Source organism: Nonomuraea sp. NPDC049158, from assembly GCF_040648335.1.
In the GTDB taxonomy this organism is placed as follows: domain Bacteria; phylum Actinomycetota; class Actinomycetes; order Streptosporangiales; family Streptosporangiaceae; genus Nonomuraea.
This window is the reverse complement of sequence record NZ_JBEZDM010000008.1, coordinates 150,596-176,543: the sequence shown is the minus strand read 5'-3', so window position 1 is coordinate 176,543 and position 25,948 is coordinate 150,596. Positions and strand designations below refer to the sequence as shown.

Annotated in this window: 24 protein-coding genes; 12 read left to right on the top strand and 12 right to left on the bottom strand. The window is 71.7% G+C overall.

From position 1 onward, the window contains the following. Window positions 1-14: 14 nt before the first annotated feature. From AB0B61_RS19755 to AB0B61_RS19735, 5 genes are all read left to right on the top strand, one after another. A complete protein-coding gene (locus AB0B61_RS19755; protein WP_358433487.1) occupies window positions 15-950 on the top strand; it encodes a hypothetical protein in 936 nt (311 codons plus the stop codon). A gap of 61 nt (window positions 951-1,011) precedes the next feature. After that, the gene (locus AB0B61_RS19750) at window positions 1,012-2,283 is read left to right on the top strand and encodes a beta-ketoacyl-[acyl-carrier-protein] synthase family protein (protein WP_358433485.1); all 1,272 of its coding nucleotides are present in this window, start codon (window positions 1,012-1,014) and stop codon (window positions 2,281-2,283) included. Continuing rightward, window positions 2,280-3,506 (top strand): ketosynthase chain-length factor, encoded by a 1,227-nt coding sequence (locus tag AB0B61_RS19745; protein WP_358433482.1) that lies wholly within the window; start codon window positions 2,280-2,282, stop codon window positions 3,504-3,506. The genes AB0B61_RS19750 and AB0B61_RS19745 overlap by 4 nt, the downstream gene beginning before the upstream one ends. A gap of 9 nt (window positions 3,507-3,515) precedes the next feature. Further along, the gene (locus AB0B61_RS19740; RefSeq protein ID WP_358433479.1) at window positions 3,516-3,776 is read left to right on the top strand and encodes an acyl carrier protein; all 261 of its coding nucleotides are present in this window, start codon (window positions 3,516-3,518) and stop codon (window positions 3,774-3,776) included. A gap of 2 nt (window positions 3,777-3,778) precedes the next feature. Next, window positions 3,779-4,981 carry a nucleotide disphospho-sugar-binding domain-containing protein gene (locus AB0B61_RS19735; RefSeq protein WP_358433476.1) on the top strand — a complete coding sequence of 401 codons (1,203 nt, stop codon included), beginning with the start codon at window positions 3,779-3,781 and terminating at the stop codon, window positions 4,979-4,981. Window positions 4,982-4,998: 17 nt separating this feature from the next. Here the strand turns inward: AB0B61_RS19735 and AB0B61_RS19730 are convergent, their stop codons facing one another. The 9 genes from AB0B61_RS19730 to AB0B61_RS19690 all read right to left on the bottom strand — a co-directional run bounded on the left by AB0B61_RS19730 (window position 4,999) and on the right by AB0B61_RS19690 (window position 13,698). Continuing rightward, a complete protein-coding gene (locus tag AB0B61_RS19730) occupies window positions 4,999-5,769 on the bottom strand; it encodes a cyclase family protein (protein WP_358433473.1) in 771 nt (256 codons plus the stop codon). Between the two features lie 45 nt (window positions 5,770-5,814). After that, complete coding sequence (locus AB0B61_RS19725) at window positions 5,815-7,032, bottom strand: FAD-dependent oxidoreductase (RefSeq protein WP_358433471.1); 1,218 nt, start codon at window positions 7,030-7,032, stop codon at window positions 5,815-5,817. A gap of 3 nt (window positions 7,033-7,035) precedes the next feature. After that, on the bottom strand, window positions 7,036-8,073 hold the full coding sequence (locus AB0B61_RS19720; RefSeq protein ID WP_358433468.1) for a methyltransferase: 1,038 nt from the start codon (window positions 8,071-8,073) through the stop codon (window positions 7,036-7,038). Further along, a complete protein-coding gene (locus AB0B61_RS19715; protein WP_358433466.1) occupies window positions 8,070-8,750 on the bottom strand; it encodes a class I SAM-dependent methyltransferase in 681 nt (226 codons plus the stop codon). Before AB0B61_RS19715 ends, AB0B61_RS19720 begins: the two co-directional genes overlap by 4 nt. Then, window positions 8,747-9,883, bottom strand: a complete 1,137-nt coding sequence (locus tag AB0B61_RS19710) for a cytochrome P450 (RefSeq protein WP_358433463.1) — start codon at window positions 9,881-9,883, stop codon at window positions 8,747-8,749. The genes AB0B61_RS19715 and AB0B61_RS19710 overlap by 4 nt, the downstream gene beginning before the upstream one ends. A gap of 72 nt (window positions 9,884-9,955) precedes the next feature. Continuing rightward, window positions 9,956-10,717, bottom strand: a complete 762-nt coding sequence (locus AB0B61_RS19705; RefSeq protein WP_358433460.1) for an SDR family NAD(P)-dependent oxidoreductase — start codon at window positions 10,715-10,717, stop codon at window positions 9,956-9,958. A 10-nt stretch (window positions 10,718-10,727) separates the two neighbouring features. Beyond that, on the bottom strand, window positions 10,728-11,492 hold the full coding sequence (locus AB0B61_RS19700; RefSeq protein WP_358433457.1) for an SDR family oxidoreductase: 765 nt from the start codon (window positions 11,490-11,492) through the stop codon (window positions 10,728-10,730). A 53-nt stretch (window positions 11,493-11,545) separates the two neighbouring features. Then, window positions 11,546-12,544 carry a methyltransferase gene (locus AB0B61_RS19695; protein WP_358433454.1) on the bottom strand — a complete coding sequence of 333 codons (999 nt, stop codon included), beginning with the start codon at window positions 12,542-12,544 and terminating at the stop codon, window positions 11,546-11,548. 119 nt (window positions 12,545-12,663) lie between these two features. Further along, window positions 12,664-13,698, bottom strand: coding sequence for a ketoacyl-ACP synthase III family protein (locus AB0B61_RS19690; protein ID WP_358433452.1), 1,035 nt, complete (start codon window positions 13,696-13,698; stop codon window positions 12,664-12,666). A gap of 157 nt (window positions 13,699-13,855) precedes the next feature. On the opposite strand from AB0B61_RS19690, the gene AB0B61_RS19685 reads away from it, so the two are divergent. The 6 genes from AB0B61_RS19685 (at window position 13,856) to AB0B61_RS19660 (ending at window position 20,092) form a co-directional block, all read left to right on the top strand. Beyond that, entirely contained in the window at window positions 13,856-14,839 is a 984-nt protein-coding gene (locus tag AB0B61_RS19685; RefSeq protein ID WP_358433449.1) for an NAD-dependent epimerase/dehydratase family protein, read from the top strand. Beyond that, window positions 14,791-15,897: a glucose-1-phosphate thymidylyltransferase gene (locus tag AB0B61_RS19680; RefSeq protein WP_358433446.1), complete on the top strand. Its 1,107-nt coding sequence runs from the start codon at window positions 14,791-14,793 to the stop codon at window positions 15,895-15,897. The genes AB0B61_RS19685 and AB0B61_RS19680 overlap by 49 nt, the downstream gene beginning before the upstream one ends. Window positions 15,898-15,932: 35 nt before the next feature. Continuing rightward, a complete protein-coding gene (locus AB0B61_RS19675) occupies window positions 15,933-16,673 on the top strand; it encodes a class I SAM-dependent methyltransferase (RefSeq protein WP_358433444.1) in 741 nt (246 codons plus the stop codon). Between the two features lie 6 nt (window positions 16,674-16,679). Next, window positions 16,680-18,296: an FAD-dependent monooxygenase gene (locus AB0B61_RS19670; protein WP_358433441.1), complete on the top strand. Its 1,617-nt coding sequence runs from the start codon at window positions 16,680-16,682 to the stop codon at window positions 18,294-18,296. A gap of 73 nt (window positions 18,297-18,369) precedes the next feature. Next, window positions 18,370-19,053: a cyclase family protein gene (locus AB0B61_RS19665; RefSeq protein WP_358433438.1), complete on the top strand. Its 684-nt coding sequence runs from the start codon at window positions 18,370-18,372 to the stop codon at window positions 19,051-19,053. A gap of 223 nt (window positions 19,054-19,276) precedes the next feature. Beyond that, the gene (locus AB0B61_RS19660) at window positions 19,277-20,092 is read left to right on the top strand and encodes an SDR family oxidoreductase (protein ID WP_358433435.1); all 816 of its coding nucleotides are present in this window, start codon (window positions 19,277-19,279) and stop codon (window positions 20,090-20,092) included. Window positions 20,093-20,141: 49 nt separating this feature from the next. On the opposite strand, the gene AB0B61_RS19655 is transcribed toward AB0B61_RS19660, so the two are convergent. Further along, window positions 20,142-22,103 carry a BTAD domain-containing putative transcriptional regulator gene (locus AB0B61_RS19655; protein WP_358433433.1) on the bottom strand — a complete coding sequence of 654 codons (1,962 nt, stop codon included), beginning with the start codon at window positions 22,101-22,103 and terminating at the stop codon, window positions 20,142-20,144. Between the two features lie 436 nt (window positions 22,104-22,539). Between AB0B61_RS19655 and AB0B61_RS19650 the strand changes: the two genes are divergently transcribed. Next, the gene (locus tag AB0B61_RS19650; protein ID WP_358433430.1) at window positions 22,540-23,331 is read left to right on the top strand and encodes an AfsR/SARP family transcriptional regulator; all 792 of its coding nucleotides are present in this window, start codon (window positions 22,540-22,542) and stop codon (window positions 23,329-23,331) included. 13 nt (window positions 23,332-23,344) lie between these two features. Here AB0B61_RS19650 and AB0B61_RS19645 read toward each other — a convergent pair whose 3' ends face one another. Both AB0B61_RS19645 and AB0B61_RS19640 read right to left on the bottom strand, forming a co-directional pair. Next, the gene (locus AB0B61_RS19645; RefSeq protein ID WP_358433427.1) at window positions 23,345-25,315 is read right to left on the bottom strand and encodes a KedN5 family methylcobalamin-dependent radical SAM C-methyltransferase; all 1,971 of its coding nucleotides are present in this window, start codon (window positions 25,313-25,315) and stop codon (window positions 23,345-23,347) included. 56 nt (window positions 25,316-25,371) lie between these two features. Then, entirely contained in the window at window positions 25,372-25,914 is a 543-nt protein-coding gene (locus tag AB0B61_RS19640; protein ID WP_358433425.1) for an NUDIX hydrolase, read from the bottom strand. Between the last annotated feature and the right edge of the window lie 34 nt (window positions 25,915-25,948).

Here is a 25,948-nt window from a genome sequence, read left to right as displayed (position 1 = left end):
CTGGGCTGGTCCGCATGGCAGACAACCTGGATCTTCCCGGCTTCCACCGGCTGCTCGCCGATGGGCGGTCCCAGCGGGTGTTCGTCAGCCCCGGTCCGAGCGGGGACCGGGTCCTGGTCCTCGACCTGTCCGGCGCGCCCGTACGCGCGATCGAGGGCCTGCCCGGCGCGTGCGGGCTGGCCGTCAGCCGTGACGGCGGCACGCTGTACGTCGCGCTGCGGCACGCGGGCGCGATCGCGGAAGTGGATATTTCCGGACTAGGGGTGATCAGGTGGCACCACCTCCCTGGCCAGGCCCAGCCGGAATCGCTGGCCAGGGCCGGGGACACGCTCTGGTTCGGCTACCACGGCCCCACCACCTGGAACGGCCGGATCGGCGGACTCGACCCGCTGACCGGCAGGCTCTGGACCGAGGCCCACCCCACCAGGTACTGGCGGGCTCCGGAACTTGCGGCGGACGACGGTGTCCTCTTGGCCGTCCAGGGCGGCCTCACCCCGTCGGCCGTGCACGTCTACGAGGTGACGGGGGACGTGCTCAGGCTGAGCCGGGCCACGGACGAGGTGAGCCCCAACCTCATCGACGCGGTCCTCGTGCCGGGTGGCGGCGCGCTGCTCGCCGTCGGCGCCGCGCACGACCGGGTCGCCGCCTTCACCCTGCCCGGACTGGCACGGAACGGCGGTTACGCCGCGGGCCCGTACCCCAACGCGGTCGCGATCCGGCCCGACGGCCGGTACGTGGCCGTCGGCCGCCGCTCGCTCGGCGGCGCGGACGTCCGCGTGTACCGGCGGGACCTGGCCGAGCCGGTGGCGGTCCTCGAGGTGGGCGGGCAGACGACGCTGGCCGACCGCGGGCTGGCGTGGGCGCCCGACGGGTCCGCCCTGTACGCGGTCACCACGCCGCTCGACGGCCCCGAGCCGTCGCTGTCGGTCCTGTGCTCCAGCATCACTTGAGCCGTACACCATCGACGGCCGCGACCCTGAACAAGGCAGGGGGCCGGTGAAGGGAGAGCGTATGGACCGCCGCGTGGTGATCACGGGCGCGGGGATCGTCGCTCCCGCCGGGATCGGCGTGAGTGCGTTCTGGGACACGGTGACGAGCGGGTGCTCCGCCATCCGGCCGATCAGCACCTTCGACGCCTCGCCGTTCCGCTCCCGCATCGCCGCCGAGTGCGACTTCGACCCGGTCCGAGCGGGATTGTCCGCCCAGCAGATCAGACGTCTGGACCGGGCTGCGCAGTTCGCGGTGGTCGCGGCGAAGGAGGCCGTGGCGGACGCGGACCTGGTCGTCGAACCCAAGCTCGCCGCCCGCGTCGGGGTCAGCATCGGCACCGCGGTGGGCAGCACGATCCGGCTGGAGGAGGAGTACCTCGTACTGAGCGACGAGGGCAGGCGGTGGCTGGTCGATCCGCGCTACGCCGTCCCGCACCTGTACGACTTCTTCGTGCCCAGCTCGTTCGCCGCCGAGGTGGCCTGGCTGGTCGGCGCCGAGGGCCCGGCCACGGTCGTCTCCGCCGGATGCACCTCGGGGCTCGACGCGGTGGGCCACGCCTACCACCTGATCGGCGACGGTGAGGCGGACGTGGTGATCGCGGGCGGCACCGACGCGCCCATCTCACCGATCACGGTCGCCTGCTTCGACGCGATCAGGGCCACCTCACCCGACAACGACCGCCCTCGGCAGGCCCTTCGCCCGTTCGACCGCAGCCGCTCCGGCTTCGTGCTGGGCGAGGGAGCCGCGGTGCTGGTGCTCGAGGAGCGGGAGCGCGCCCTGAGCCGCGGCGCGCGCGTCCACGCCGAGATCGCCGGCTTCGCCAACCGCAACAACGCCTACCACATGACGGGTCTGCGCGCGGACGGCCGGGAGATGGCCGCGGCCATCAGCGCCGCGATCGGGCAGGCCGGGCTGGCGCCCGCCGACGTCGACTACGTGAACGCCCACGGAACCGGCACCAAGCAGAACGACCGGCACGAGACGGCCGCGATCAAGCACGCGCTCGGCGCGCACGCCTACGAGGTGCCGGTCAGCTCCATCAAGCCCATCGTGGGCCACTCGCTGGGCGCCATCGGCGCGATAGAGGTCCTGGCCTCCGCGCTGGCGCTGCAGACCGGGGTCGTGCCGCCCACGGCGAACCTCACCGAGCCCGACCCGGAGCTCGACCTGGACTACGTGCCGATCGAGGCCCGGTCCTGCCCGATGTCGGCCGTGCTCTGCCTGGGCAGCGGGTTCGGCGGCTTCCAGACGGCGATGGCGCTCACCCATCCCGAGCGAGAGGAACGCCGGTGAAAGGCAGCGTGGTCGTGTCGGGGCTGGGGATCACCGCGCCCAACGGGCTCGGCGTCAAGGAGTTCTGGGCGGCCACGCTGCGGGGCGAGAGCGGCATCCGGCCGATCTCCAGCTTCGCGGCCGACGCCTTCCCGTCGGGGCTCGCCGGTGAGATCCGCGGCTTCGTGCCGCGCGAGCGCATCCCGGGCCGGCTGGTCCCGCAGACGGATCGGATGACCCAGCTCGCGCTGGTCGCCGGCGAGCACGCGCTGGCCGACGCGGAGGTCGACCTGGACGAGCTGCCCGCGCTGGAGGCGGGCGTGGTGACCGCGGCCACCTCCGGCGGGTTCGACTTCGGTCAGCGGGAGCTCGGCAAACTCTGGAGCAAGGGTCCTGAGCACGTCAGCGCCTACATGTCCTTCGCCTGGTTCTACGCGGTCAACTCCGGCCAGCTCGCCATCCGGCAGGGCCTGCGCGGCCCGTCCGGGGTGGTCGTCAGCGACCACGCGGGCGGGCTCGACGCGCTGGGCCAGGCACGGCGGCAGGTACGGCGCGGCATCCGGCTCATGGTGTGCGGCGGCATGGACAGCTCCCTGTGCCCGTACGGCCTGGCCGCCCACCACGCGAGCGGCCGGCTGAGCCCCCGCACCGACCCGCGGCGCGCCTACCGGCCCTTCGGCACCGACGCCAGCGGCTACGTGCCGGGCGAGGGCGGCGCCATGCTCATCGTGGAGAGCGCGGAGCAGGCCGTCGCCCGGCTACCCGGCAGCTTCCTGGCCGAGCTGGCCGGCTACGGGGCCACCTTCGACCCGCCCGAGGGCAGCGGCCGTGAGCCCGGGCTGCGGAGGGCGGCCGAGATCGCGCTCGCCGACGCCGGCGTGACGCCCGGCGAGGTGGACGTGGTCTTCGCCGACGCCGCCGGGTGGGCGCCCGCCGACCGCTCCGAGGCCAAGGCCCTGCGCGAGCTGTTCGGCCCCCGGGGCGTGCCGGTCACGGCGCCCAAGACCATGACGGGACGGCTCGGCTCGGGCGGCGGCGTCCTGGACGTCGCGACCGCCATGCTCGCCATCCGCGACAACGTCATTCCCCCCACGGTCAATGTCGGCGAACCGGTCGAAGAGGACCATCTCGACCTCGTCCTGGACACGCCGCGCAAGGCGGCCGTGCGGGTCGCGCTCGTGCTGGCCAGGGGCCGGCCCGGCTTCAACGCGGCCATCGTGGTCCGCGAGCAGTCCTTCGGATAGGAGCACGCCATGACGAACGGCACGTTCACGATCACCGACCTGCGGCGCATCCTGCGCGAGTGCGCGGGCGAGGACGAGGCGGCGGAGCTGTACGGCGACATCAGCCAGAGCACCTTCGACGAGCTGGGCTACGACTCGCTGGCGCTGATGGAGACGGCCAGCAGGGTCACCCAGGAACTGGCCGTCGCCATCCCCGAAGGGGAACTGGCCTCGGTCGGCACCCCCGCGGAGTTCGTGGAGCTCGTCAATCGCCAGCTCGCGGAAGCCTGACCATGCGCGTCCTGTTCGCGGTGATCGGCTGGCCCACCCACTACTACCCCATGGTCCCCCTGGCGTGGGCCTTTCGCGCCGCCGGCCACGAGGTACGGGTGGCCAGCACGGAAGGGCTGAGCGAGGCGATCGTCGCCTCCGGCATGGCGCCGGTGCGCGTGGGAGCGGACGTCGACCTCGGCGCGATGTACCGCTCCGTCCTGGGCGAGCTGCGCGATCCCGAGCAGGGGCAGACGGCGTCGCTCGGCAGCTACGAGCAGACCCGTGACCGGGGCCTGGACGGCGCCAACGCGGTCATGCAGCGCATCCAGCTCGCGGTCACCGAGACGATGGTCCCCGAACTCGCCGAGTTCGCCCGCTGCTGGCGGCCGGACGTGGTGGTGTGGGACTCGGGTACGTTCGCGGGCGGAGTCGTGGCCCGTCACCTCGGCAGCCTGTCGGTCCGCCACACCTGGGGCCCGGACATCGTCCGCGCCTCCGGGCTGGACAGCCAGTGGATTCCCGGCTTCCAGGACCTGTTCCGGCGGTTCGGCGTGGCCGAGGAGGACGGGCTGGACGACCTGACCGTGGACCCGTGCCCCAACAGCCTCCAGGTGGTCGACATGCCGGAGCGGCTGCCCGTGCGGTACGTGCCGTACAACGGTCCGGGCGGCGTGCCCCGCTGGCTGTGGGCCCCGCCCGAGGGGCCGCGCGTCTGCGTGACCTGGGGCACCGGCACCACCCATGTCAGCAGCGAGGAGCTGTTCCTCGTTCCGCAGATCCTCCAGGCCCTGGCCGGGACCGACGTCGAGGTCGTGGTCGCGGTGAACCCGAACGCCGCGGCCAGGCTGGAGGCGGTGCCCGGCAACGTCAGGGTGGTCGAGATGCTGCCGCTGAACCTGCTGCTGCCCACCTGCTCCGCCATCGTGCACCAGGGCGGCGGGGGTACGACGCTGACCGCCGCCCTGATGGGGGTGCCGCAGCTCGTCCTCCCGCAGCTGCCCGACCAGTACATCGGCGCGGCCAAGCTGGCCGAGATCGGTGCCGGCCGTGAGATCGGCACCGACGAGAGCGCTCTGGCCGCATTGGGCAAGGACCTGGCCGCGGTGCTCGACGACCCCGGCTACGGCGCGGCCGCGACCCGCCTGCGTGAAGAGATGCTCGCCCAGAAGGACTACGGCCAGATCGCGGGCGAACTGGCCGCCCGCGCCCTCGCCCGCGCCTGAGCCTGCCCCCGCGCCGATCAGTCGACCAGCGCGACGGCCCGCGTCCAGCCCGCGCCCGCCCGTGCGATCTTCACGGGCGGGCACACCACGGTGAACCCGTACGGGGCGGGCAGCGCGCCCAGGTTCGCCAGCCGCTCGATCTGGCAGTACTCCCGCTCCCGCCCGGCGAGGTGGGCCGGCCAGAGCACGGCGGGGTCGCCGGTGGCGTGATAGCGCTCGATGATGTGGCCGAACGGGGCGTCCAGGCTGAACGCGTCGGTGCCGATGACCCGGACCCCCATGTCGAGCAGGAGGTGGACGGCGTCGCCGGCCAGCCCGGCGAAGTCGGTGAAGTAGCGCCGCGTGCCCGCCCAGCGGTCGGCGCCGGTCCGGATCAGCACGATGTCGAGCGGCTGGAGCTGGTAGCCGACGCGGTCCAGTTCGGCCTTGATCCGGGCGGCGCCGATCGCTCCGGTGGGCACGTCGCTGACGTCCAGCAGGCAGCCGGGGCGGACGAACCAGTCGAGCGGCAGCTCGTCCACGTTCTTGGGCGGGCCGTACGCGGCGCGGCTGCCGTAGTGCGACGGGGCGTCCACGTGCGTGCCGGTGTGGGAGGTGAGGGTGAGCGTGTCCAGCGACAGGAACTCCCCATCGGGCAGGACGGCCGGGTCGAACTCCACGCCGAGGTGCTCGCGGACGCCCTGGCTCATGTGCCGGGCGCCGTCTGCGGGTGACAGGATCGTGTGCCGCACCTCGTCCGGTTCGAACGCGCGGGCGTCTATCGGCGAGGACAGGTCGATGACACGCATGTCTGGCTCCCTGCTGTTCTACTTTCAGGACGGGTTCACTACGAGCTACCGGTTCACCACGAGATGGTCGGTGGCCACGCGGATGCCGGGGTTCCCCAGGGCGATCCGCCGGGTGATGCGGTCGAGTACGGGCGTGTGCGGCAGGATCCTGGCCATGACCTGGCGGGCCACCGCGCCGCGGCGGCCCCGCGACAGCATCCCCTTGCTCTGCATCACCTGCATCTTCATCACCGCGTCGATGTCGGGGCCGCGCAGCCGGGTGTAGCGGTCGAGGAAGGCGCGACTGGCGTCGCCCTGCCGCAGCGACTCCATGAGGATCGGGTGGGCCACGACGGCGTCCTGAATGGCCAGGTTGATGCCCTGCGCCCCGATCGGGCTGTGGGTGTGGGCGCTGTCGCCGATCAGCAGCAGCCCGTCCAGCGCCCACGACCGTGCGCGGGCGGCGAAGACGTCCAGCAGGCTGAGCCGGCGCCGGTCCGTGATCCGCGCCCTGATCGTCTCGGCGTAACGGGGAACGGCGGCGCAGACCTCGTCGAGCACCGGGCCCAGCCCCCGCCGGACGAACTCCCCGTACGAGCCGTGCGGCAGCGTCCACCCCAGTTGCAGCTGGTCCGGATAGGACGGGTAGGCCAGGACCGGGTTGCCGCGGCCGCGGAAGATCCGCACGTTCGGCTCCCGGCCGCCGGCGAGCGGCACCTTGAACCACAGGACGTCGAGGTCGAACGCCTCGGCCCGGAGGTTGTCGATGCCGGCCAGGCGCCGGACCTTGGAGTAGCGGCCGTCGGCGGCGATCACGCAGTGGGCCAGGACGTCCGTCCGCCCCTCGGCGCCCGCGCACACCACGCCGGCGATCCGGCCCGACTCCCTGATCAGCTCCTTGGCGTGCGCGGGCATGAGGCAGGTGAACCCCTCCTCGCCGGCGCACTGGGCGAGCAGCTCGTCCAGCAGATGCTCCTGCGGCAGGCTGAGGAGGTGGTCGTACGGCGCCGGGAGGCGGCGGTAGTCGATGTCCAGGAGCGGGCGCCCCCGGTCGACGAGCTGGAAGCGGTCGAGCCTGAAGCACCCCTTGGCCTTGGCGCCCGCCAGCACGCCCAGCTGGTCCAGCAGGGCCATGCCGCCCGGCTGGAGTATCTCGCCGCGGAACTCCCTGGAGCCCGGCCGGTGCCGTTCCACCAGCGTCACCCGCGCGCCCGAACGCAGCAGCAGGAGCGCGATGGTCAGCCCGGCCGGGCCGCCGCCGACCACGCAGAAGTCGGTCTCCATCACTCAGCGCTTGTCGGCGACCAGCAGCCGATCATGGGCGATCGTGTTGAGCGGGATCACCTCGCGCACGGTGAAACCCGCCTTCTCCGCCCATTGGCCGCACTCCTTGGCGCTGTACTCCGAGCCGCCCTCACGCACCAGCCGCACGTTGAGGCTGGCCAGCGAGTTGTGGGCGTCGCCGTGCTCGTCGTCGAGCATCTGGTCGTAGACCAGCAGGCAGCCGCCGGGCCGCACCGAGGGGAAGATCTTGGCCAGCAGCTCGGCTCTGGCCTGTTCCGGCCAGTCGTGCAGCACGTGGCCGATGATCACCACGTCCGTCTCGGGCAGCGGGTCGCTGAAGAAGTCGCCGCCGGCGAAGGAGAGCTGGTCGGCCAGGTCGTGCTTACGGACGTGCTCCTCGAAGTACGGCTCCAGCGGGGGCAGCTCGAACACGGTCCCGGTGAGGTGCGGATAGCGCCGTACGAGCTGGCAGGCCACGTTGCCCCGCGCCCCGCCCGCGTCGACGAAGTCGCGGTAGCCGCTCCAGTCGACGGTCCTGGCGATCTCCACACCCGTGTAGCTGTTGTAGGAGTCCATGTGCGCCAGGAGCTGCCTGATCAGGTTGGGGTCGGAGTACTTCTCCTTGAACGCGTTGCTGCCGCCCAGCCCCTCCGACTTCGGCTTGCCGTCGCGCAGCGCCTCGGTCAGCCGGCCCCACATCCGGTAGTGGTGGCTGGCGCTGCGGGCGACCACGCCGCCGAGGAAGAACGCGACACCGGGGACGAGGTGCTCCCTGGCCAGTTCGCTGTTGTGGTAGCGGCCGTCCTCGCGCTCGAGCAGCCCGAGGCCCACGAGGGCGTCGAGGAAGTCCCGGGCGAGCCGGGGGTGGAGCCCGAGTGCCGCGCGCAGCTCCGTCTCCGTCGCCGGTGCCTCGGCCAGGGTGGTGAACACCCCGAGCTCGACCGCGCTGTGCAGGACCTTGGACCGGGTGTAGGCGTTGTTCAGCTCGATGATCTCGCGCGCCCGCCCGATCACGGCCGCCTGCTCGGTGTGGAGGGTCATACCGCTGCCCTTTCGTCCATGCGTGCCTCGAAGAGAGCCACGGAACCGCGTGTCTGAATCCGGTAGTCGGCGAAGCGCCTGCCGAGCTCCGTGTGGAGCGCCTGGAGCGAGTCGCCGGAGTTGTGGAAGGTCTCGTCCTCGTTGAAGGAGGCGATCAGCTTGCGGGCCGGACCGCTGTGGCGGACCCCGTGCGCCAGTACCGTGCTGCCGAAGACGCGGGCGCCGGGCCGCAGATGCGGCCGTACGTGGTCGAACACCGTCGCCTTGCGCTCCATCCCGCCCGGCAGGCAGTGCAGCAGGAAGTTCATGCCGACCGAGTCGTACGGCTCGCCGTCCAGGTCGAGGGGGGCCAGTACGTCGGCGCGGCGGATGTCGGGCTCGTGGCGGGCCAGCCGGGCGCCCGCCGTGCGCAGCACGTTCGTGTTGAGGTCCACCAGCGTGATGGCCGGGTCGGGGACCGGGAACCGGCAGCGGTGGAGGAAGTAGCCGGTGCCGGGCCCCAGGTCCAGATGCCGGGCGCCGACGTTGCGGTTGTAGAGCGCCAGCATCACCGCTCGCGGGCACCGCCACACCAGCGGGCAGATGACGCCCAGGACGAACACGTCGTAGGCGAAGAGCACCTTTCTCGTGTAGGTCTCGGCGCCGGTCGGCCGGCCCGCGGACTCCCCAGCCTTCACCGCGGCGCTCCGCCCACCCGAAGGCTGAGCTCCGCCAGGCCCCTGACCACGTAGCTGTCGCGCCAGCGCGGCTCGCCGGCCGGCTCCAGCACGGGGTAGCGCTCCAGCAGCCCCTGGAACGCCGCGATCAGCTCCATCCTGGCCAGGACGGCGCCCAGGCAGTGGTGGATGCCGTGCGAGAACGACAGGTGGGGGTTCGGGTCGCGGGTGGCGTCGAAGCGGTCGGGGTCGTCGAACTGGCGCGGGTCCCGGTTGGCGCCCTGGAAGGAGGTCACCACGTGCTCACCCGTCCCGATCCTGGCGTCCCCCAGGTCGATCGGCTCGGTCGCGGTCCACACCACCGCGCTGACGGGCGGCTCGAAGCGGAGCATCTCCTCGACGGCCGCCTCCATGCGGTCCGGTTCGCCGCGCAGCATCGCCAGCTGGTCCGGGTGCCGCAGGAGCAGGTCCAGGCCCGTGCCGATCACGTTCGTGGTGGTGATCACCCCGTTGACCAGAAGCGTCATCACGAGCCTGACCAGCTCGTCCTCGCTCAGCCGGTCCTCGCCCTCCCGGGCGGCGATCAGGTCCGAGACCACGTCGTCACCCGGCCGCCGGCGCTTGGCCGCCACCAGCTCGACCACGTAGCCGTGGGCCTGCTGGTAGGCCTTGGCCCTGCGCTCCTCGTCCTCGCCGTCCAGGAAGCTCGTCGCCACCTCGATGACGTGCGGGCGATCCGCCTCCGGCACGCCGAGCATCATGTTGATCACGGCCATCGGCATGGGGTTGGCGTACTCGCTCACCATCTCGACGACCTCACGGCCGGCGAAGGAGTCCAGCAGGTCCGACACGACGCGTTGCATCCGCGGCCACGCCTCCACCAGGCGATGCTGGGTGAAGCCCTGCTGCACCAGCTTGCGCAGCCGGGTGTGGGTCGGCGGCGCGCTGTTGAGCGAGTTCTCGTCCCCCTCCTCCAGCGGCTTGACCAGGCGCGGATCGGCCACCAGCGACCGGACGTGGGCATACCTCAGGGCGAGATGGCACTCGCCGAGCGTCGGATGGGTCATGCGGGACAGCGGCTGGCTCTCCCGCAGCCTGGTGAGCACGGGATACGGGTCCAGCTGGAAGCCGGGTCCGTACGGTTGGTCGGTCATGGCACCTTCCTCGTCGTTCATCGGTGGCGTTCACACGCTGGCGTTCACACGCTGGCGTTCACACGGCGGCGTTCATCGGCCGCCGGACACGGTGACCACCTCGCCGGTGACGTTGCCGTTGGCGGCCGAGGCCAGGAACGCCACGACCGCCGCCACGTCCGCGGGCGAGCTGAGCCGCCCGGTCGGCGTGCGCGCGAGCTCGCCCTGCCTGATCGGCTCCGGCAGGCCGGTCAGCACCCGATCGGTGCCGGTCAGCCCGGGACTGACCACGTTCACCAAGATCCCGGACTGGCCGAGATCCCACGCCAGGCTCCGCGCGAAGCCGTGCAGCCCGGACTTCGCGGCGGCGTAGAACTCCTGACCCCGATGACCGTCTCTGGCGACGTGCGAGGAGATCAGCACGATGCGGCCCCAGCCGTTCGCGCGCATGCCGGGAACGGCCCGCTGCACGGTGCGGATCGTGGGAGCCAGGTTCTCGGCCACGACCGGCTCCCACTCGGCCGCCGCCACGTCCTCGAAGCGAGTGCCTGGCGGTCTCCTGACGCCCCACCGCATGGCACAGGTGACCAGTACGTCCACGCCGGACCAGCGCCGCTCGACCTGGCCGAGGACGGCGGCGGGGCTGTCCGGTTCCTCCAGCGAGTACGGCAGGGCCATCGCCGCCGACCCGGCCGGGTCCAGCTCCGCGGCGAGCTTCTCCGCGCCCTCCCTGTCCGTGCGGTAGGTGATGGCCACCCGCGCGCCCTCGGCGGCCAGCGCCGCCGCGACCGCTCGTCCGATGCCGCCGGTACCGCCCGTGACCAGGGCGATCCTGCCGTCCAGTCCGAGTTTCACGACCCCTCCGTCACAGGATCAGCGATCCGCCGCAGGTGGGTACGAAGGCGCCGGTGACGTAGGACATGTCATCGGTGCACAGCGCCGCGATCGCGCGGGCCACTTCCTCCGGCTCGCCCATCCGGCCCATGGGCACGTCGCGGACCGCCTCGGCCAGCCGTTCCTTGGGGACCTGGGCGGCGGCGTCGGTACGGGTGACGCCCACGATCGCGGTGTTGACCCGCACGCCGTGCGGAGCGGTGTACCTGCTGAGGAACTTGGCGACCGCCTCCATGGCGGCCTTCGCCGTACCGGCCGCGATGGAGCGGATCCAGGGATCACGGGCGAGGACGGCCGAGACGAACACCACCGACCCGCTCCCGCGCTTGACCATCCCGGGCACGAAGGCGCGCACCGGCAGCATCACGGCTCTGAGCTGTCCCGACACGACGGACACGAGCGTCTCGGGCTCGATGTCCAGGGGGAACTCCCTGATGGCCTCGTCGAACCCGTGCGCGTTCAGCACCAGGATGTCCGGCTCGCCGAGGTCACGGGCGACCACCTCGGCCATGGCCACCACGTCGGTGGAGGAGGTGATGTCGCCGCGCGCCGTGATCGCCCGGCCGCCCGCCCGCTCGATCCGGTCGGCCACGGCCAGCGCGTGCTGTTCGGACGTGCGGTAGTTGACCGCGACCGCGGCGCCGCGGCCGGCCAGTTCGAGGGAGGTGGCCGCGCCGATTCCCCTGCTCGCGCCGGTTACCAGGGCCACCTTGCCGGCGAGTGTGTCGATTCCCATGGGCCCACACAAGTACGCTCGCATCGACGTCCGGTCGAGGATGGCTCAGGCCCTCATGAACGGCGGGCCTCGAACAGGTCCCAGCCCATCCGCGAGCCGGTGGTGGACACGGTGTTGACCGACTCGAACCCGGCTCCGGCCAGCAGCGTGCGGTATTCGGTGTGGGTGCGCACCTTGCCGCCGATCTGGAGCATGACCGAGAAGTTCATCAGCGGCAGCATGCCGCGCTGCGGGTCGTCCCGGTCGACCAGCCGGGGATCGTCGGGCAGCGCCCAGTCGATCAGCAGCAGCGGCGCCCCGTCGCACGCCTCGGCGATGTTGGCCAGGATCCGGGCGGCCGGGCCGTCGCCCCAGTCGCACAGGACGCTCTTGAGCACGTACAGGTCGCCGCCGTGCGGGACCTCCTGGAGGAAGTCGCCCGGCACCACGCTGATCCGGTCGGCCACGTCGGTGACGGCCAGCTTCTTGGTGGCCTGCGAGACGACGCCCGGCAGGTCGTAGACGACGCCGGAGGCGTGCGGCGAGGCCCTGAGCAACTCCGTCAGGAGCGCGCCGTGGCCGCCGCCCACATCGACGATCTTCGAGTACGCGGACAGGTCGTAGTGCTCGGCGACGGCCGCCCCGCACTCGGCCGACACGAACGACATCAGCTCGCCGAAGTAGCGTTCCTCCTCCTGGTTCTCGGTGAGGAACTGCCAGAAACCCATACCGAGCACGCCTTCGGTCGCGGGCCGCCCCGTGAGCACCGTGTGCGTGATGTCCTCGTACGGCCGATACATCTGGGGCGAGGCGTTGGCCCTGGCGACGGCGTGCAGGCGATGGTCCGATCTCAGCAGCTCACCGAGCCCGGTGAGCGTGAAGCTGCCGGGAGTGTGCTCGGCGACCAGCCCCAGCACTCCGCAGGCCCGCAGGAAACGGGTCAGCGCCTCGAGATCGGCCGAAAGCTCCTTGGCCAGTTCGGCGGGCGACATGGCACCCGGGGCGAGCAGGTCGGCCAGGCCGAGTTTGGCCATCGCCCGGACATACTGCGCCTTGGGGTAAGCGGAGGTCATGTCGAGCAGTGTGAAAACGTCATGGGTCGGGCTCACTGGGAAAGGCAACGCAGCCTCCATGGTGGTTGTGCGGAACGCACGCAGGCTCGCACCGGCCGCTCGAACAACGCTCGAGCCGGTCATGTCGCCGCCCACGAAGGCTCGCTGAGCACCTCCACCACGGCCGCCGACCAGCTGAACCCCGAGCCCACGCCGAGCAGCAGGCAGCGCAGGCCCGGCCGCAGCCGCCCGGTGTCCGCCAGGTGGGCGAGGCCGGCGAACTGGTCGCCCGCGCCCAGATGCCCGACGGAGCGGCTCCACGGCCAGGTGGTGCGCTCCAGGTCGACGCCGAGCGGCTCGGCGAAGCCGACGACCATGCGGCGGTGTCCCATGTGCGGCAGGACGAACCAGTCGATGTCGTCGAGCTTGAGCCCGGCGCCGGTGAGCGCGCCCTCCACCGCCGCCCGCTGGCCCGCCGCGGCCCTGGCCACGGTGCCGGACCGCCCGGCCCGCGCCATGAACGACCGCTTGCACAGGTCGAGATCCACGGTGCGGCCGGGATACATCGGAGCCGGGCCGTCGGCGGGGCCGGTCCTGTGCATCCCTTCGAGGCTGGAGTCCGCGACCAGCGCCAGGCTGCGCAGCCGGGCGAAGCCCGCCTCGCGGGACAGGACGAGGGCCGCGGCGCCGTCGCCGTACACCGTTCCCCGGTCGCTGCGCCACCGGTCCACGCCGGGCAGCCGCCACGTGTCCGCCGCGGTGATCAGGACGGCGGCGCGTGCGGGGTCGGCCACGAGGTAGGCGGCGGCCAGGTCGAGCGCGGCCATCCCGCCGTTGGAGCTCTGGCCGATCTCCATCGCGGCGCTGCCGTTTCCGAGGACCGCCCGCTCCACGTACGAGGCGGGATTCCACAGGTGGTGGCCCTGGTCGTACACGCGCGCGTGCAGCACGAGCGACACCGAGCGGCCCGCCGCCCCGGCCCGCGCCACGGCCAGGCGCCCCGCGCGGGCCGCCATCTCCGGCGGCGACTCCTCGCCGGCCACGGTCACGGAGACGGCCCGGGTCCGCGCGGCGACGACGGGATCGCAAAGACCTCGGGCCAGCGCCTCCTCGACGGGCATCGGGGGCGGCAACCAGCTCGCCACCGCGGCCACGTACAGGCTCTCGCATCTCATCCGGCAACTCCCTCGATCCAGGCGACGCGGGAAAGGTGACGACACCCCACTCGATCCCGTTCAAGACCCGCTCGAAGGCCGGGTCCAGCCATCCTCTGCCGAGCCCTGAGTCGCCGCTGCTGGGATGGGGGCCGTTGCGCGGAACCGGAGGTGTGCGATGGCCAGCCAGCGGATCGGGAGCGCCCCGCTCGCCGCCCAGCTCGCTGGGCGGCGACGCGCCGAGGCCTACGCCGCCACGCTCGGGGCGAGCCTGGCCGCGCGGATGACCGCGCCACGTGCCGCGGTGGCGGGCGCCGAGGGGTTCGTCGGCGCCGCTCTGACGCGGGCGCTCAGCCGGGCGGGCGTGCCCGTGTCGAGCCTCACCAGGCGCGTGCCGCCGGCCTCCATCGAGCCGCCGGCCACCATGTTCTGGCTGGTCAGCAGCGTCAACCCGGGCATCGCCGAGCGGCGCCCCGATCTCGTGGCGGCCGATCGCGCGGCGTTCGCGCGGATGCTCGACCACCAGCGTTCGGCACCGCGCCCACCGGTCGTGGTGCTGACGAGCTCGGGCGGCAGCCTCTACGACCCCGCGGCGGCCCCGCCCCACGCCGAGAACGCGCCCCTGCGGCCGATCAGCGTCTACGGGCGGATCAAGCGCGCGCTGGAGGAGGACCTGCTGGCCGCGGACTGGGTGATCCCCGTCATCCTGCGGATCAGCAACGTGTACGGCCCCGGCCAGCGGATCGTGCCCGGCTTCGGGGTGGTCGCCCATGGGATCCGGGCCGCGCTGGACGGCCGGCCGCTGCGGCTGTACGGCGACCCGAGGCGGGACTACCTCTTCATCGACGACCTGGTAACGGCCATGACCCGCATCCACGAGGAGGTCGCGATGGCCCACCGCACCGGACGGCGGCCCGACCTGCCCGCCGTGCTCAACATCGCCACGGGCCGGCCGACCTCGCTCAGCCGGCTCGTCGAGGTGCTCCGGCGCACGACCGGCCGCCCGTTGCCCGCCGAGCGGTGCGAGGCGCGCCCCTTCGACCAGCCCGACGTCTGGCTGGACGCAGGCTTGGCCGGCCGGGCGCTGGGCTGGCGGCCGCGTACCCCGCTCGAATGGGGCGTGCGGAAGACCTGGCTGGCGGCGCGGGGGGCGGCGGCATGAAGGCCGTGGTGCTCGCCGGCGGCCGGGGCACGCGACTGCGGCCGCTGAGCCACACGATGCCCAAGCAACTCGTGCCCGTCGCGGGCGTGCCCGTGCTCTTCCACTGCCTGCGCAACATCGGCGCGGCGGGGATCACCGAGACCGCGGTCGTCGTCGGGAGTCACGCCGAGCGCATCCGGAGCGCGGTCGGCGACGGCGCCGCCTTCGGGCTGGAGGTCACCTACCTGCGGCAGGAAGCCCCGTTGGGCCTGGCCCACGGCGTGGCCATCGCGCGCGACTTCCTCGGCGACGACGACTTCGTGCTGTACCTCGGCGACAACATGCTCGCCGGCGGCATCGCCGACCTGGCCGCGGAGTTCGCGGACGGCCGGCCCGACGCCCTGATCGCCGTCGCCAAGGTGGACAACCCCAGCGACTACGGCACCGCGGAGGTACGCCCGGACGGGCGCGTGACCGGGGTGTTCGAGAAGGACCGGCGCAGCCGCTTCGACCTGGCGATGCTGGGCGTCTACTTCTTCACCCCCGCCGTCCACGAGGCGATCGGCAGCGTGCCCGCCAGCGAGCGCGGCGAACACGAGATCACCGACGCCATCCAGTGGCTGATCGAGCAGGGCGCGCACGTACGGGCCTCGGCCTACCGGGCGTACTGGAAGGACACCGGCCGGCTCGACGACCTGCTGGCCTGCAACAGCGAGCTGCTCGATCGGGCGGAGGGCTCGATCGAGGGGCTGGTGGACGAGGACAGCGAGCTGCACGGGGCGGTCACGGTGGCGCCCGGCGCCCGGGTGATCCGGTCGAGGATCACCGGCCCGGTCCACATCGGCCCCAACGCGCTGGTCCGCGACAGCGACATCACCTCCTCCACGTCCATCGGTGCCGACTGCGTCGTGCACCGCTCGGAGGTCGGCTATTCGATCCTGCTCGACGGGGCTCATCTGTCCGGAGTGCGCGCCGTCCACGGGTCGATCATCGGCGGCGGGACGCGGGTCATCCGGACCTCGGGCAAGCACCGGCTCATCGTCGGCGACGACTGCATCATCCATCTCGGGGACGAGTAGGGCCATCCCGCCGTCCCGGCTCTAAGGAGGGCTTCATGCTGGCCGAACTCATGGCCAACGCGGGCAAGGCGATCCTGGGCGACATACCGCCCGACGGCGCGGCCCACTGGGCGAAGCGCGGATTCTGGGACCGAGACGGGGACGAGGGCCATCCCCTGATCGCCGGTCAGCTGCTCAAGCAGAAGGCGACGCTCGTGGACCTGCTCGACCGGCACGGTTCGGAGGTGGAGAAGGCGTACGAGTTCTGCTGCGGGACCGGCGAGATCACCCGCCTGGTCGCCGACCACACCCCGGTCAAGGAGCTCGTCGGGCTCGACATCGGGGAGCGGGCCCTGCGGATGGCCAGGAAGCGCGTCAACCACGACAACCTGCGGCTGATCCACGGCGACTTCTGGGACGACCACGGCCTCGGCACGGCCGACCTCGTGGTGTGCGTGGACGCCATCCACCACCTGGGGGACACGCGGGAGGTGCTGGAGAGTCTCAGGTCGTACGTCAGGCCGGGCGGGTTGTTCCTCGGCAACTTCTGGACCGGCGACCACTGGCACGAGTTCCAGCGCCTGCGGCACGGCGAGCTGAAGCACCTGCTCGGCGCCGCCGCCTTCCTCGGCACGGCGATGCTGATCCGGGCCTCCGGCGGACGGCTGGCCACGGGCGCCTACCGCACGCAGCTGCGTTCGAGCGCCGAGGTCGAGGGTCTGCTGTACCGGGTCTTCCCGCAGGTGGTCGAGCTCCGCGCGGAGCGGTACTTCACCGCGTTCGTCTGCCGGGGGTGAGGGGACATGCCCGCCGCCGACGTGGAGGTTCTGATCGTCGGGGGAGGTCTGGCCGGTCTGTCGGCCGCGGCCTTCCTGTCGCACCAGGGCGTCTCACCCATGCTGGTGGAGCGGCGTGACGCGCCGCTCCCGCTCCCGCGGGCACGGGCCTTCAGCCCCAGGACCATCGAGCTCTTCCGGCCGCTGGGGCTGGCCGAGCCCATGCTGGCCTGCGCCGGCCGCTCGGCGCTGAGCACCTTCAACGAGGTGGTCAGAGCCGAGACGGTGGCCGGGCCGGAGATCTTCTGGCAGCGCAGGGAGGAGGCGGAGGCCAGGGCCGCGAGCCACAGCCCCGTCGGCTGGTGGGTCGCGGCCGACCAGCCCGAGCTGGAGAGCCTGATCGAGGAGTTCGTCCGCGACCACGGCGCCAACGTCCGCTACGGCACGGAGCTGGTCTCCTTCGGCGTCGAGAGTGACGGCGTACGAGCCGAGCTGGCCCAGGGCGGGAAGAGGAGCCAGGTGCGGGCCAAGTACCTGGTGGCCGCGGACGGCTACCGGGCCGGGATCAGGCGCACGCTGGGCGTCGGCGAGACGGGCGCGGGCGACATCGCCACGGTGCTCAACATCGTCTTCCGCGCGGACCTCTCGGCGCTGCTGGGCGAGCGCCGGCCCGGCTGGGTCTTCGTGGACCATCCCCGGCCGGGGTCGGTGCTGACACCCCTGCGCCTGCCCGACCAGTGGGTGCTGATGGTCCCGTACCCGCCCGGTGAGGGTGAGCGGATCGCGGCGACCAGCGCGGAGGCGTGCGCGGCCATGGTCCGCGGTGCGGTCGGCAGCGGGCAGGTGGCGATCGAGGTGCTGCCCGCGGCCGGGCGGAGAGCCGCGCCGGCCCAGATCTGGCACAGCGGCTCCTGGGTGGCCGACCGGTTCCGCGCGGGGCCCGTGCTCTTCGCCGGCGACGCCGCGCACGTCATGCAGCCCGCCGGCGGGCTCGGCGCGAGCACCGGCATCCAGGACGTCCACAATCTGGCGTGGAAGCTCGCCGCGGTGCTGCGCGCGGACGCCGGAGAGCGGCTGCTGGACACCTATGAGGCCGAGCGCCGCCCGGTCGGGCTGATCTCCATGGAGCAGGCCATGCTGCGCGGCCGGGAGAAGGAGGGCGGCGGATCGGCGGAGAGCGGCCTGATCGACGAGGCGGCGCTGGTGTTCGGCTTCAGGTACCGCTCCGCCGCGGTGGTGCGGGAGGACCCCGGCCAGGAGGCCGTCGTGCCCGCCGAACGGCTCACCGGCCAGCCGGGAACACGGGCCCCGCACGTCGAGCTGCTCGACGGGACCCGGCGGATCTCCACCCTGGACCTGTTCGGGGACCGCTTCGTCCTGCTCACCGACGCGGCCGCGGGCGACCGGTGGCACGAGGCGTGCGCCGAGCTGTCCACCGGGCTGAAAGGCGGCCTGACGTGCCACCGGATCGGCCTCGACCTGACCGACCCGGGCGGTCGCTGGCGCTACGCCTACGGCGTGGGCTCTCACGGCGCCGCGCTGGTCCGGCCGGACGGCGTCGTCTGCTGGCGTTCCGTCGGTGGCGTCGGCGACCACAAGAGGCGGTTGCACCAGGTGCTCCGGCAGGTGCTGGCCCGGCCGTGAAGCGTCGAGCACCTGTCGAGCAGCACTCGAACAGCGAGAGCGAGACTCGACCACGAACCCAGAGGGAGTGAACATGACCGGTCGCAAGCGCCTGATAGACATCGGGCACACCGTTAGCCACGAGATGCTGACCCACCCGTGGATGCCCAAGCCCCTGGTCAACGAGTACATCACTCGCGAGCAGTCGGCGTCCTTCCTCAGCCCCGGCGTGACGTTCGCGCTGTCGCAGATCAGCCTGCCGGGCAACACGGGAACCTACCTCGACGCGCCGTTCCAGTTCCACGTCGACATGTCCGACGTCGCGCGCCTGCCACTCGAGCGCCTCGTGGACGTGCCCGTCGTGGTCATCCGGATCGACACGGCGAGCCTGCCGGGCGGGCGCGAGATCGGGCCGGAGATCTTCGAAGGACGTGACCTCACCGACAAGGCCGTCCTGCTCCACACGGGTCACTCGCGTTCCTGGGGGACGGGCGCGTTCTTCCAGGACTCCCCGTACCTGACCGCCGACGCGGCCAAGCTGCTCGTCGACATCCACCCGGGCATCTTCGGCGCGGACACGCAGAACATCGACAGCGGGACAGACCAGAGCAAGCCCGCCCAGAACCTGCTGCTGGGCGCGGACATCTACCTGCTGGAATGCGTCAGCCGCAGGATCGAGGAGGTCCCGGAGACCGGCGCGCTGCTCACCGTCGTCCCCACTCCGGTGGAGGGCATGGGCAGTTTCCCGGTCCGGCCGTTCGTCACTGTCACCGACTGAACACACGCGACCACTGAACACACGCGACCACTGAACACGCGCACAGGCTGAACGCGCACAGGCTGAACGCGCACACAGACGCCAGTACTGGTGGCGGCGGAGACCGACACGATCGGCCACCGGCGACAGACCCAGCCGCGAGCCGGCGAACCCGGCTGATCGGCTGGGTCTGACGTGTCATAGGACCCTTCGTCGTCTCATCTGCCATGGGAGGGGAGTTGTCATGAGTTCCACGCAGGACAGCGGGTACGGCGGGCGCCACGTCCTGGTGACCGGCGGCGGCACGGGCATCGGCCGGGCGGTCGCCCTGGAGGCGGCGCGGCGGGACGCGGCGGCCGTTCTCGTGGTGGGGCGACGGCTGGAGCCGCTGCTGTCCGTGGCGGCCGGGCATCCCGCCATCGTCCCGGTGGTCGCCGACGTCACCACCGGCGAGGGGGCGGACACGATCGCGCGGGCCGTACGTTCGGGACCGGGAACCCTCGACGTGCTGGTGCACAACGCCGCCGTCAACACCCGGCTGCCCATCGACTCGCTGCGCATGGCGGAGGTGCGGGCGATCTTCGAGACCAACGTCTTCGGCCCCATCCAGCTGACCCAGCGGCTCCTGCCCGACCTGCGCTCGCCGGGCGCGACGATCGTCCTGGTCTCCAGCGTGGTGGGCCACCGGCCGCCGCCACCTGGCACAGCGGTGTACGCGGCCTCCAAGGCGGCCGTGGAGAGCCTCACCCGCGCCTGGGCGATCGAGCTGGCCTATCTCGGCATCCGGGTGAACGCGGTGGCGCCGGGCGTGGTGGACAGCCAGGACGCCCCGCGTGAGGGCTTCACCGCGGAGCAGGTGCGCGTCGCGACGGAGATGTTCGCCGCGGCCACCGTCCAGGGACGGCCGGGCCGCGCGGAGGAGATCGCGACGTGGGTGCTCCACCTGGGCACGCCCGGCGAGGGATACGTGACCGGCCAGGTGCTCAGCGTCGACGGCGGGCTGGAGCTCAACGGCATGCCGCGCCGCCTTGAGGGCGCTCAGGCGGTCATCGGCCGCTGACCATGCTCGGATCGGAGCGTGCGGACCGCCTCGGATCGGTACACCGTGGTCATCGGCCGCTGACCATGGTCGGGTCGGTGCGCAGGCGGTCCGGGAGGCGGCGGGCCCATGACTGCGTCCTTCTGGCGTGGTCCACCCAGGTGGCCAGCATGCGGTCCGTCGCGTGCTCCAGATCCTCGGCCGGCGCGTCCTTGAGCCGCTCTCGCGCGTAGTCGCGCAGCAGCGAGTGCAGGGAGTAGCGGCGGTAGCCCTCCTCGTCGATGCCCAGCGGGATGAGGATGCACATGTTCACCAGCGCGTCGATGACATCGTCGACGTGCCGCTTGCCGAGCAGCGCGGCGATCACCCACGAGGCGAAGTCGTCGCGCTGGAGCAGGCCCAGGAGTCGGAAGGCGTGCTGTTGCGCCGGGCCGAGCGCGTCGTAGCTCTTGGCCAGGCTGCCGCGGACGCTCAGGTCGCCCGCCTCGAGCAGGTCGAGCCGCGTCTCCGCGGCGGCCAGCGCCTTGGCGAACGCCGACAGCGACAGGTCCGGCCGGTCCACCAGCCTGGCGCCGGCGATGCGCAGGGCCAGCGGCAGGTAGCCGCAGGCGTGGGCGAGCTCGGTGGTGGCGGTGCGGTCACCGGTGGCGGCCTGCTCCCCGGTGATCTTCTCGATCATGGTGATGGCGTCGGACGGGGGGAGCACGTCCAGCATCAGGGTCCGCGAGCCGGCCAGCGTCATCAGGCGCGTGCCGGCCGTGACGATGACGGCGTCGCCCACCGTGCCCGGCAGGAGCGGGCGCAGCTGCGCCATGGACGTCACGTCGTCCAGGACGATCAGCGTGCCGCGCCGCAGCGCGAGCCACGACCGGAACAGCGCCGCCCGCTCGAACAGGCCCGCGGAGATCATGTTCTCCGGGACTCCCATGGAGCGCAGCCAGGAGTACAGGACGTCCTCGGGGCGGCGCGACCCGGCCGGGCCTCTCAGCTCCGCGTAGAACTGGCCGCCGGGGTATCTGTCGCGCAGCTCGTGGGCCACGTTGAGGGCCAGCTCGGTCTTCCCGGTGCCCGGCGCCCCGGCGATCACGATGATCGGCACGCCGGAACCGGTGCGCGCCTGGTCCAGCAGCTCGATGATCTTCGCGCGCTCGGCCAGCCGCCCGGTGAAGTCCGGGGTGGCGGAGGGCAGCTGCCGGACCGGCGACTCGCAGAAGGAGACCTCGCAGAGGGAGACGGGGCTCGCGGGAACGCCGTCGGCCGCCGCCGTGGCGCCGGGCTGGAGGGAGCCGGCCAGCACCTCCTGATGGCAGCGGCGTAACTCGTATCCGGGCTCGATGCCCAGCTCCTCGATCAGCGTCCGCCGCGCGTCGCTGAAGACGTCCAGGGCCTCGGCCTGCCGGCCGCCCCGGTACAGGGCCAGCATGAGCAGGCACCGCAGCCGCTCCCGCAGGGGGAACTCCCGCACCAGGCCGCACAGGTCGGCCACGCCGTCATGGTGGCGGCCCAGGTGCAGGAGCAGTTCGAGGCGATCCTCCGTGGCGGTGAGCCGGAGCTCGCCCAGGCGCGCCCGCTCGATCTCCGCGAAGGGACCGGCGACACCGGCCAGCGCGGTGCCCTGCCACAGGGCCAGGGACTGCTCGATCGCCGACAGCGCGTGGGCGTGGTCGCCGGCCTCGCTCAGCCGCCTGGCCCGGCCGCACAGATCGCTGAAGCGCAGGGCGTCGATGCGCTCGCGAGCCAGGTCGAGCAGGTAGCCGCCGCGGGAGGCGGGCAGGATCCGCGATGCCCGCTGGGCGTGGTTCGGTTCGAGCACCTGGCGAAGCCCGGAGATGTAGGAGTAGAGGCTGCTGACGGCGTTGATCGGTGGAGAGTCACCCCAGATGGCGTCGATGAGCGTCTCGCGGTCCACGGTCTCGTTGGCGCGCATCGCGAGCGCGCACAGTACCGCCCGCTGCTTGGGCGAACCGAGCCCCACCTCCTGGCCCTCGTTCCATGCGACCACGTTGCCGAGCAGCCGGATACTCGCAACCATCGGACCCATCGCCCCCGTCCCACGTATCTCGTGGTGGCAGTGCATTTCCCCTGGATAGCGTAATGGCCAGTAGTCGGGCTCATCTTTTCGTGGTACGCGGAAATGACGGCGTACCTGCCGGACTTTCTATAGTTTGGCCACAAAAGGTATGGGATCAAAGATCTGGTGCCACCGCGACTGTCCGTGAGGTTGGCCTTGCTTGTCTCCTTGGTAATACAAGCCTGACCTGCGCGCTATCCTCCGAGGTTAGGCGGAGTCTCACCCGTATCCGGCGCCTCTGCCGGATTGTCCGGCGGTGACGCGTGGTCAGCGATCGACGGCGCAGAGCTCATGTAGCCTATTTCAAGACTTTATCGCCAATAGTCTTTAGATTGATACCAGAGAATGTCTCCTGTATGAAATCGAGATTTCTTGAATACGGGAGAGGATGGCTATCGTGGTTCGTTTCAAGGTCCTGGGGAGGTTCGACCTCCTTGCGGGCGCGAAGGTCTGCACGCCCACCGCGCCGAAGGTGGGCCAGGTGCTGGCACATCTGCTGATGCACGGCAACCAGGTCGTCCACATCGACTCGATCATCGACGAGTTGTGGGAGCACCGGCCCCCGTCCAGCGCGATCACGACCACCCAGACCTACATCTACCAGCTCAGGAAGATCTTCGAGAAGGAGGGCATCGCGGCCTCGGGGGAGGACGTGCTGGCCACGAAGCTGCCCGGCTACGTGTTGAAGGTCAAGCCGGGCCAGCTCGACGCCGAGACGTTCGAGCTGCTGGTGTCGGAGGCGCGCGACCTGCTGGAGCGGCGTGTTCCCGAACGCGCCGTCGCCCTGCTCGCCGAGGCGCTGAGCCTGTGGACCGGACCGCCCCTGTTCGGGGTGACGCGCGGGCCGCGCCTGGAGGCGTGGTGCGTCCAGCTGGAGGAACAGCGCCTCCGGGCGCTGCAGCTGCGCATCGAGTGCGACATCCAGCTTGGCCGCCATCGCGAGGTGGTCGGCGACCTCAGATCGCTGGTCATCATCAACCCCCTGAACGAGTGGTTCCACGAGCGGCTCATCTGGGTGCTGGGCCGGAGCGGGCGGCGCGCCGAGGCGCTCCAGGCGTACGCGCACCTCAGGCGCATCCTCCGCGACGAGCTGGGACTGGAGCCTTCGCCGGAGCTGCAGCGGCTGCACCAGAACCTGCTCACCGTGCCGAGCATGACGGCCCCGCGCCTGGTGGAGGAGCGGGCCTGACGGGCCGCCGGGGTCAGGCGCAACCGCCCCGGTCGCCCGGCGACGCGCTCGCCGGCCGGGGCGTGCCCGCCGCGGCGTTGTCCATGACCTGCTGCCTGGTCATCCCCATGTAGTGGACGATGGTCTCGTGGTTCGTGGAGCGCACCGCGCTCTCCGAGCCGGTCCTGTAGTAGAGGTCCAGGACGGTCTCCCGGGGCGTCAGATCCGCTTCCTCCCCGGCGCGGAGGCGGGCGAGGATGGCCGGGACGTCGTAGGCGAGCCGTACGTTCTCGCGGACGTAGTAGTCCTCGCCCCTGATCCTGGCCAGGGTCAGCCCCTCCGGTTCGCCCGATCCCCCGCACACGGGCTGGGTGAGCAGGTCGAATCTGAAGATCTCGTCCTGGACGGCGGCGACGGAGCCGTGGAGCAGCGGGCGTACGGAGGCCGCCCACCAGCGGGCCAGCATGGGCTTGGCCTCGGGGTCGGCATAGAGGAAGGCGATGGCCGCCACCAGGTCACCGGTGCCGCCGATCGCGCCGCGCATGGCGGCGCGCAGCGGCTCGGCGACGGGGTCGGCGCCCTGTTCGATCCAGCGGCCGAGGTTGCGCAGGACCTGCGACTGGGTGAGCCCGGACAGCTCGCGCAGGCCGATCCAGGTGAAGCGGAGCACGGCCATCTCGGCCACCACCCGGGCCCAGAACAGGAACCGCTGCATCTCCTGGTTCTCCGCGAAGGTGACGGTGTTGTTGCGCAGCACGTACTCGAAGTCGTCGCCGTCCCCGCGGATGGAGATGATCCCGTACTCACGTTTCTTGTCCGTGTAGTCGGTGTTGGGCAGGAGGAGCATGGGATAGCAGGCGATCCGGGAGACCTTCCTGGCCAGCTCGTCGTACCCGCGCATGAACGACTCGACGGTCTCTCCCGGAGCTCCCCAGATCAGCTCGGCGTAGCAGTCGAGTCCCTCCCCGGTGAGCCAGGCCGACAGGTCCTCCCATTCGTTCACCTTCATGTTGCGGCGGTTCATCAGCTTCAGCGCGTCGAGGTCCAGCGTCTGGAGCGCGAGCGTGAACGAGCTCCGCATCCCGGCCCGGCTCATCCGGCGGACGATCTCGTAGAAGGTCTTGGACTTGTTCTTGGCCCACGAGGTCTCCAGGGCGCGCGGAAAGCCGTGCCGCCCGCGGATCTCGATGAGATCGTCGACGAAGTCCAGATCGCCGGGGAGTAACCCGAAGTTGGCGTCGCACAGCACGATCGTGTGCACCTGGAGCTTGGCGAACAGCTCCAGCTCCGCCCTGAGCCGGTCGCGGGAGAACGCCCGCACCTTCTGCCCGACGGCCCCGCCCCAATAGCAGAACGCGCACTTGTACGGGCAGCCGCGATTCGTCTCCATCAGCGCCACGTCGTAGCGGAACCGGCTGGACCCGTCCAGCAGCTCGATGGAGCCGGTCAGGAACGGCGAGGGGATCTCCTCCAGGTCCGCGATCCGCGGGCGCGCCGGGGTGGTCTCCACCTCGCCTTCCGGGCCCCGGTAGGAGATGCCGGGGATGGCGCCGAGCGCGTGCCGCGGCACGCGGTCGAGATAGGCGCCGAGCAGGTCGCGGAAGGTGAACTCACCTTCGCCGTTGACCACCACGTCCACCTCGGGAAACATGCGGAAGGTCCGCTCTGCCTGGTCGGAGACGTGGGTCCCGCCGAAGACCACCCAGCCGTCGGGGTTCAGCTGCTTGAACGTCTCGGCGAGCGCGCCGAACGTCCGATGGTTCCAGCCGAGCACGGAGAATCCGATGATGTCGGGGACCCGGTCCTCGAAGAGCTGGTTGGCCATGCTGGACAGCGTGGTGCCGCCCCGGAAGTTCCGGATCTCCAGCTCCGCGTTCTGGTAGATGCGGTGGTCGGCGAGCGCGGTCGACTTGAGGTATCCCGAAGCCAGCGGCATGGACTCCAGCGGCATGTCCCAAACACCTTGCTGGACCAGATAGACGAGACATTTGCCGGTGGGCGCCATGCGAGGTCCTCTCCTAGCCATCGCGCAGAGCCTAGGAAGGGGATCTCGAGAGCAGGTCAAGCGCCGCTGGAGCAACCACAGCCCTCGGCCAGCACGTACAGCAGCCCCAGCGCGGTCGGCGCGCTGACGATCTCACCGCGGGCGATCATCTCCCGGATCCGGGTGAGCGGCACCCACTCGACCCGCTCGGCCTCGGACGGATCACTCGGCGGGCCCATGTAGGTGGCACCGGCCGCGTAGAAGAGGTGATGGCGCGAGTCGCACAGCCCGTTGGCGGTCTCGACGCCGACCAGCCTGCGCAGCGGCCCCGGCCGCCACCCGGTCTCCTCCTCGACCTCCCGCGCCGCCGCCGCCTCGGGGCTCTCGCCGGCCTCGATCTTGCCCATGGGGATCTCGAACCCCCAGGTGCCGGTGATGAACCGGTGCCGCCAGAGCAGCAGCACCCGCCCCGCGTCCTGGACCACCGCCCCGGCCGCGTGCGGGGTGCGGATGAGCCGGTGGCCGAGATGGCGGCCGTCGGGCAGCTCGACGTGGGCCATGGAGATCTGGAGCCAGTCGTCGGTGTACAGAGGCCGCTCGGAGTGGACCTTCCAGCGCATGCCACACCTCTCTCATCTCGTGCTCCAGCGGCGG

Excerpts from the sequence above, each read along its gene's own strand:
- AB0B61_RS19700 (WP_358433457.1), bottom strand. The coding sequence starts at position 11,492 with ATGGGAATCGACACACTCGCCGGCAAGGTGGCCCTGGTAACCGGCGCG.
- AB0B61_RS19645 (WP_358433427.1), bottom strand. The coding sequence starts at position 25,315 with ATGGCGCCCACCGGCAAATGTCTCGTCTATCTGGTCCAGCAAGGTGTT.
- AB0B61_RS19665 (WP_358433438.1), top strand. The coding sequence starts at position 18,370 with ATGACCGGTCGCAAGCGCCTGATAGACATCGGGCACACCGTTAGCCAC.
- AB0B61_RS19730 (WP_358433473.1), bottom strand. The coding sequence starts at position 5,769 with ATGCGTGTCATCGACCTGTCCTCGCCGATAGACGCCCGCGCGTTCGAA.
- AB0B61_RS19740 (WP_358433479.1), top strand. The coding sequence starts at position 3,516 with ATGACGAACGGCACGTTCACGATCACCGACCTGCGGCGCATCCTGCGC.
- AB0B61_RS19680 (WP_358433446.1), top strand. The coding sequence starts at position 14,791 with ATGGGGCGTGCGGAAGACCTGGCTGGCGGCGCGGGGGGCGGCGGCATG.
- AB0B61_RS19690 (WP_358433452.1), bottom strand. The coding sequence starts at position 13,698 with ATGAGATGCGAGAGCCTGTACGTGGCCGCGGTGGCGAGCTGGTTGCCG.
- AB0B61_RS19655 (WP_358433433.1), bottom strand. The coding sequence starts at position 22,103 with ATGGTTGCGAGTATCCGGCTGCTCGGCAACGTGGTCGCATGGAACGAG.
- AB0B61_RS19660 (WP_358433435.1), top strand. The coding sequence starts at position 19,277 with ATGAGTTCCACGCAGGACAGCGGGTACGGCGGGCGCCACGTCCTGGTG.
- AB0B61_RS19755 (WP_358433487.1), top strand. The coding sequence starts at position 15 with ATGGCAGACAACCTGGATCTTCCCGGCTTCCACCGGCTGCTCGCCGAT.
- AB0B61_RS19710 (WP_358433463.1), bottom strand. The coding sequence starts at position 9,883 with ATGACCGACCAACCGTACGGACCCGGCTTCCAGCTGGACCCGTATCCC.
- AB0B61_RS19675 (WP_358433444.1), top strand. The coding sequence starts at position 15,933 with ATGCTGGCCGAACTCATGGCCAACGCGGGCAAGGCGATCCTGGGCGAC.
- AB0B61_RS19670 (WP_358433441.1), top strand. The coding sequence starts at position 16,680 with ATGCCCGCCGCCGACGTGGAGGTTCTGATCGTCGGGGGAGGTCTGGCC.
- AB0B61_RS19750 (WP_358433485.1), top strand. The coding sequence starts at position 1,012 with ATGGACCGCCGCGTGGTGATCACGGGCGCGGGGATCGTCGCTCCCGCC.
- AB0B61_RS19735 (WP_358433476.1), top strand. The coding sequence starts at position 3,779 with ATGCGCGTCCTGTTCGCGGTGATCGGCTGGCCCACCCACTACTACCCC.
- AB0B61_RS19685 (WP_358433449.1), top strand. The coding sequence starts at position 13,856 with ATGGCCAGCCAGCGGATCGGGAGCGCCCCGCTCGCCGCCCAGCTCGCT.
- AB0B61_RS19720 (WP_358433468.1), bottom strand. The coding sequence starts at position 8,073 with ATGACCCTCCACACCGAGCAGGCGGCCGTGATCGGGCGGGCGCGCGAG.
- AB0B61_RS19640 (WP_358433425.1), bottom strand. The coding sequence starts at position 25,914 with ATGCGCTGGAAGGTCCACTCCGAGCGGCCTCTGTACACCGACGACTGG.
- AB0B61_RS19695 (WP_358433454.1), bottom strand. The coding sequence starts at position 12,544 with ATGACCTCCGCTTACCCCAAGGCGCAGTATGTCCGGGCGATGGCCAAA.
- AB0B61_RS19725 (WP_358433471.1), bottom strand. The coding sequence starts at position 7,032 with ATGGAGACCGACTTCTGCGTGGTCGGCGGCGGCCCGGCCGGGCTGACC.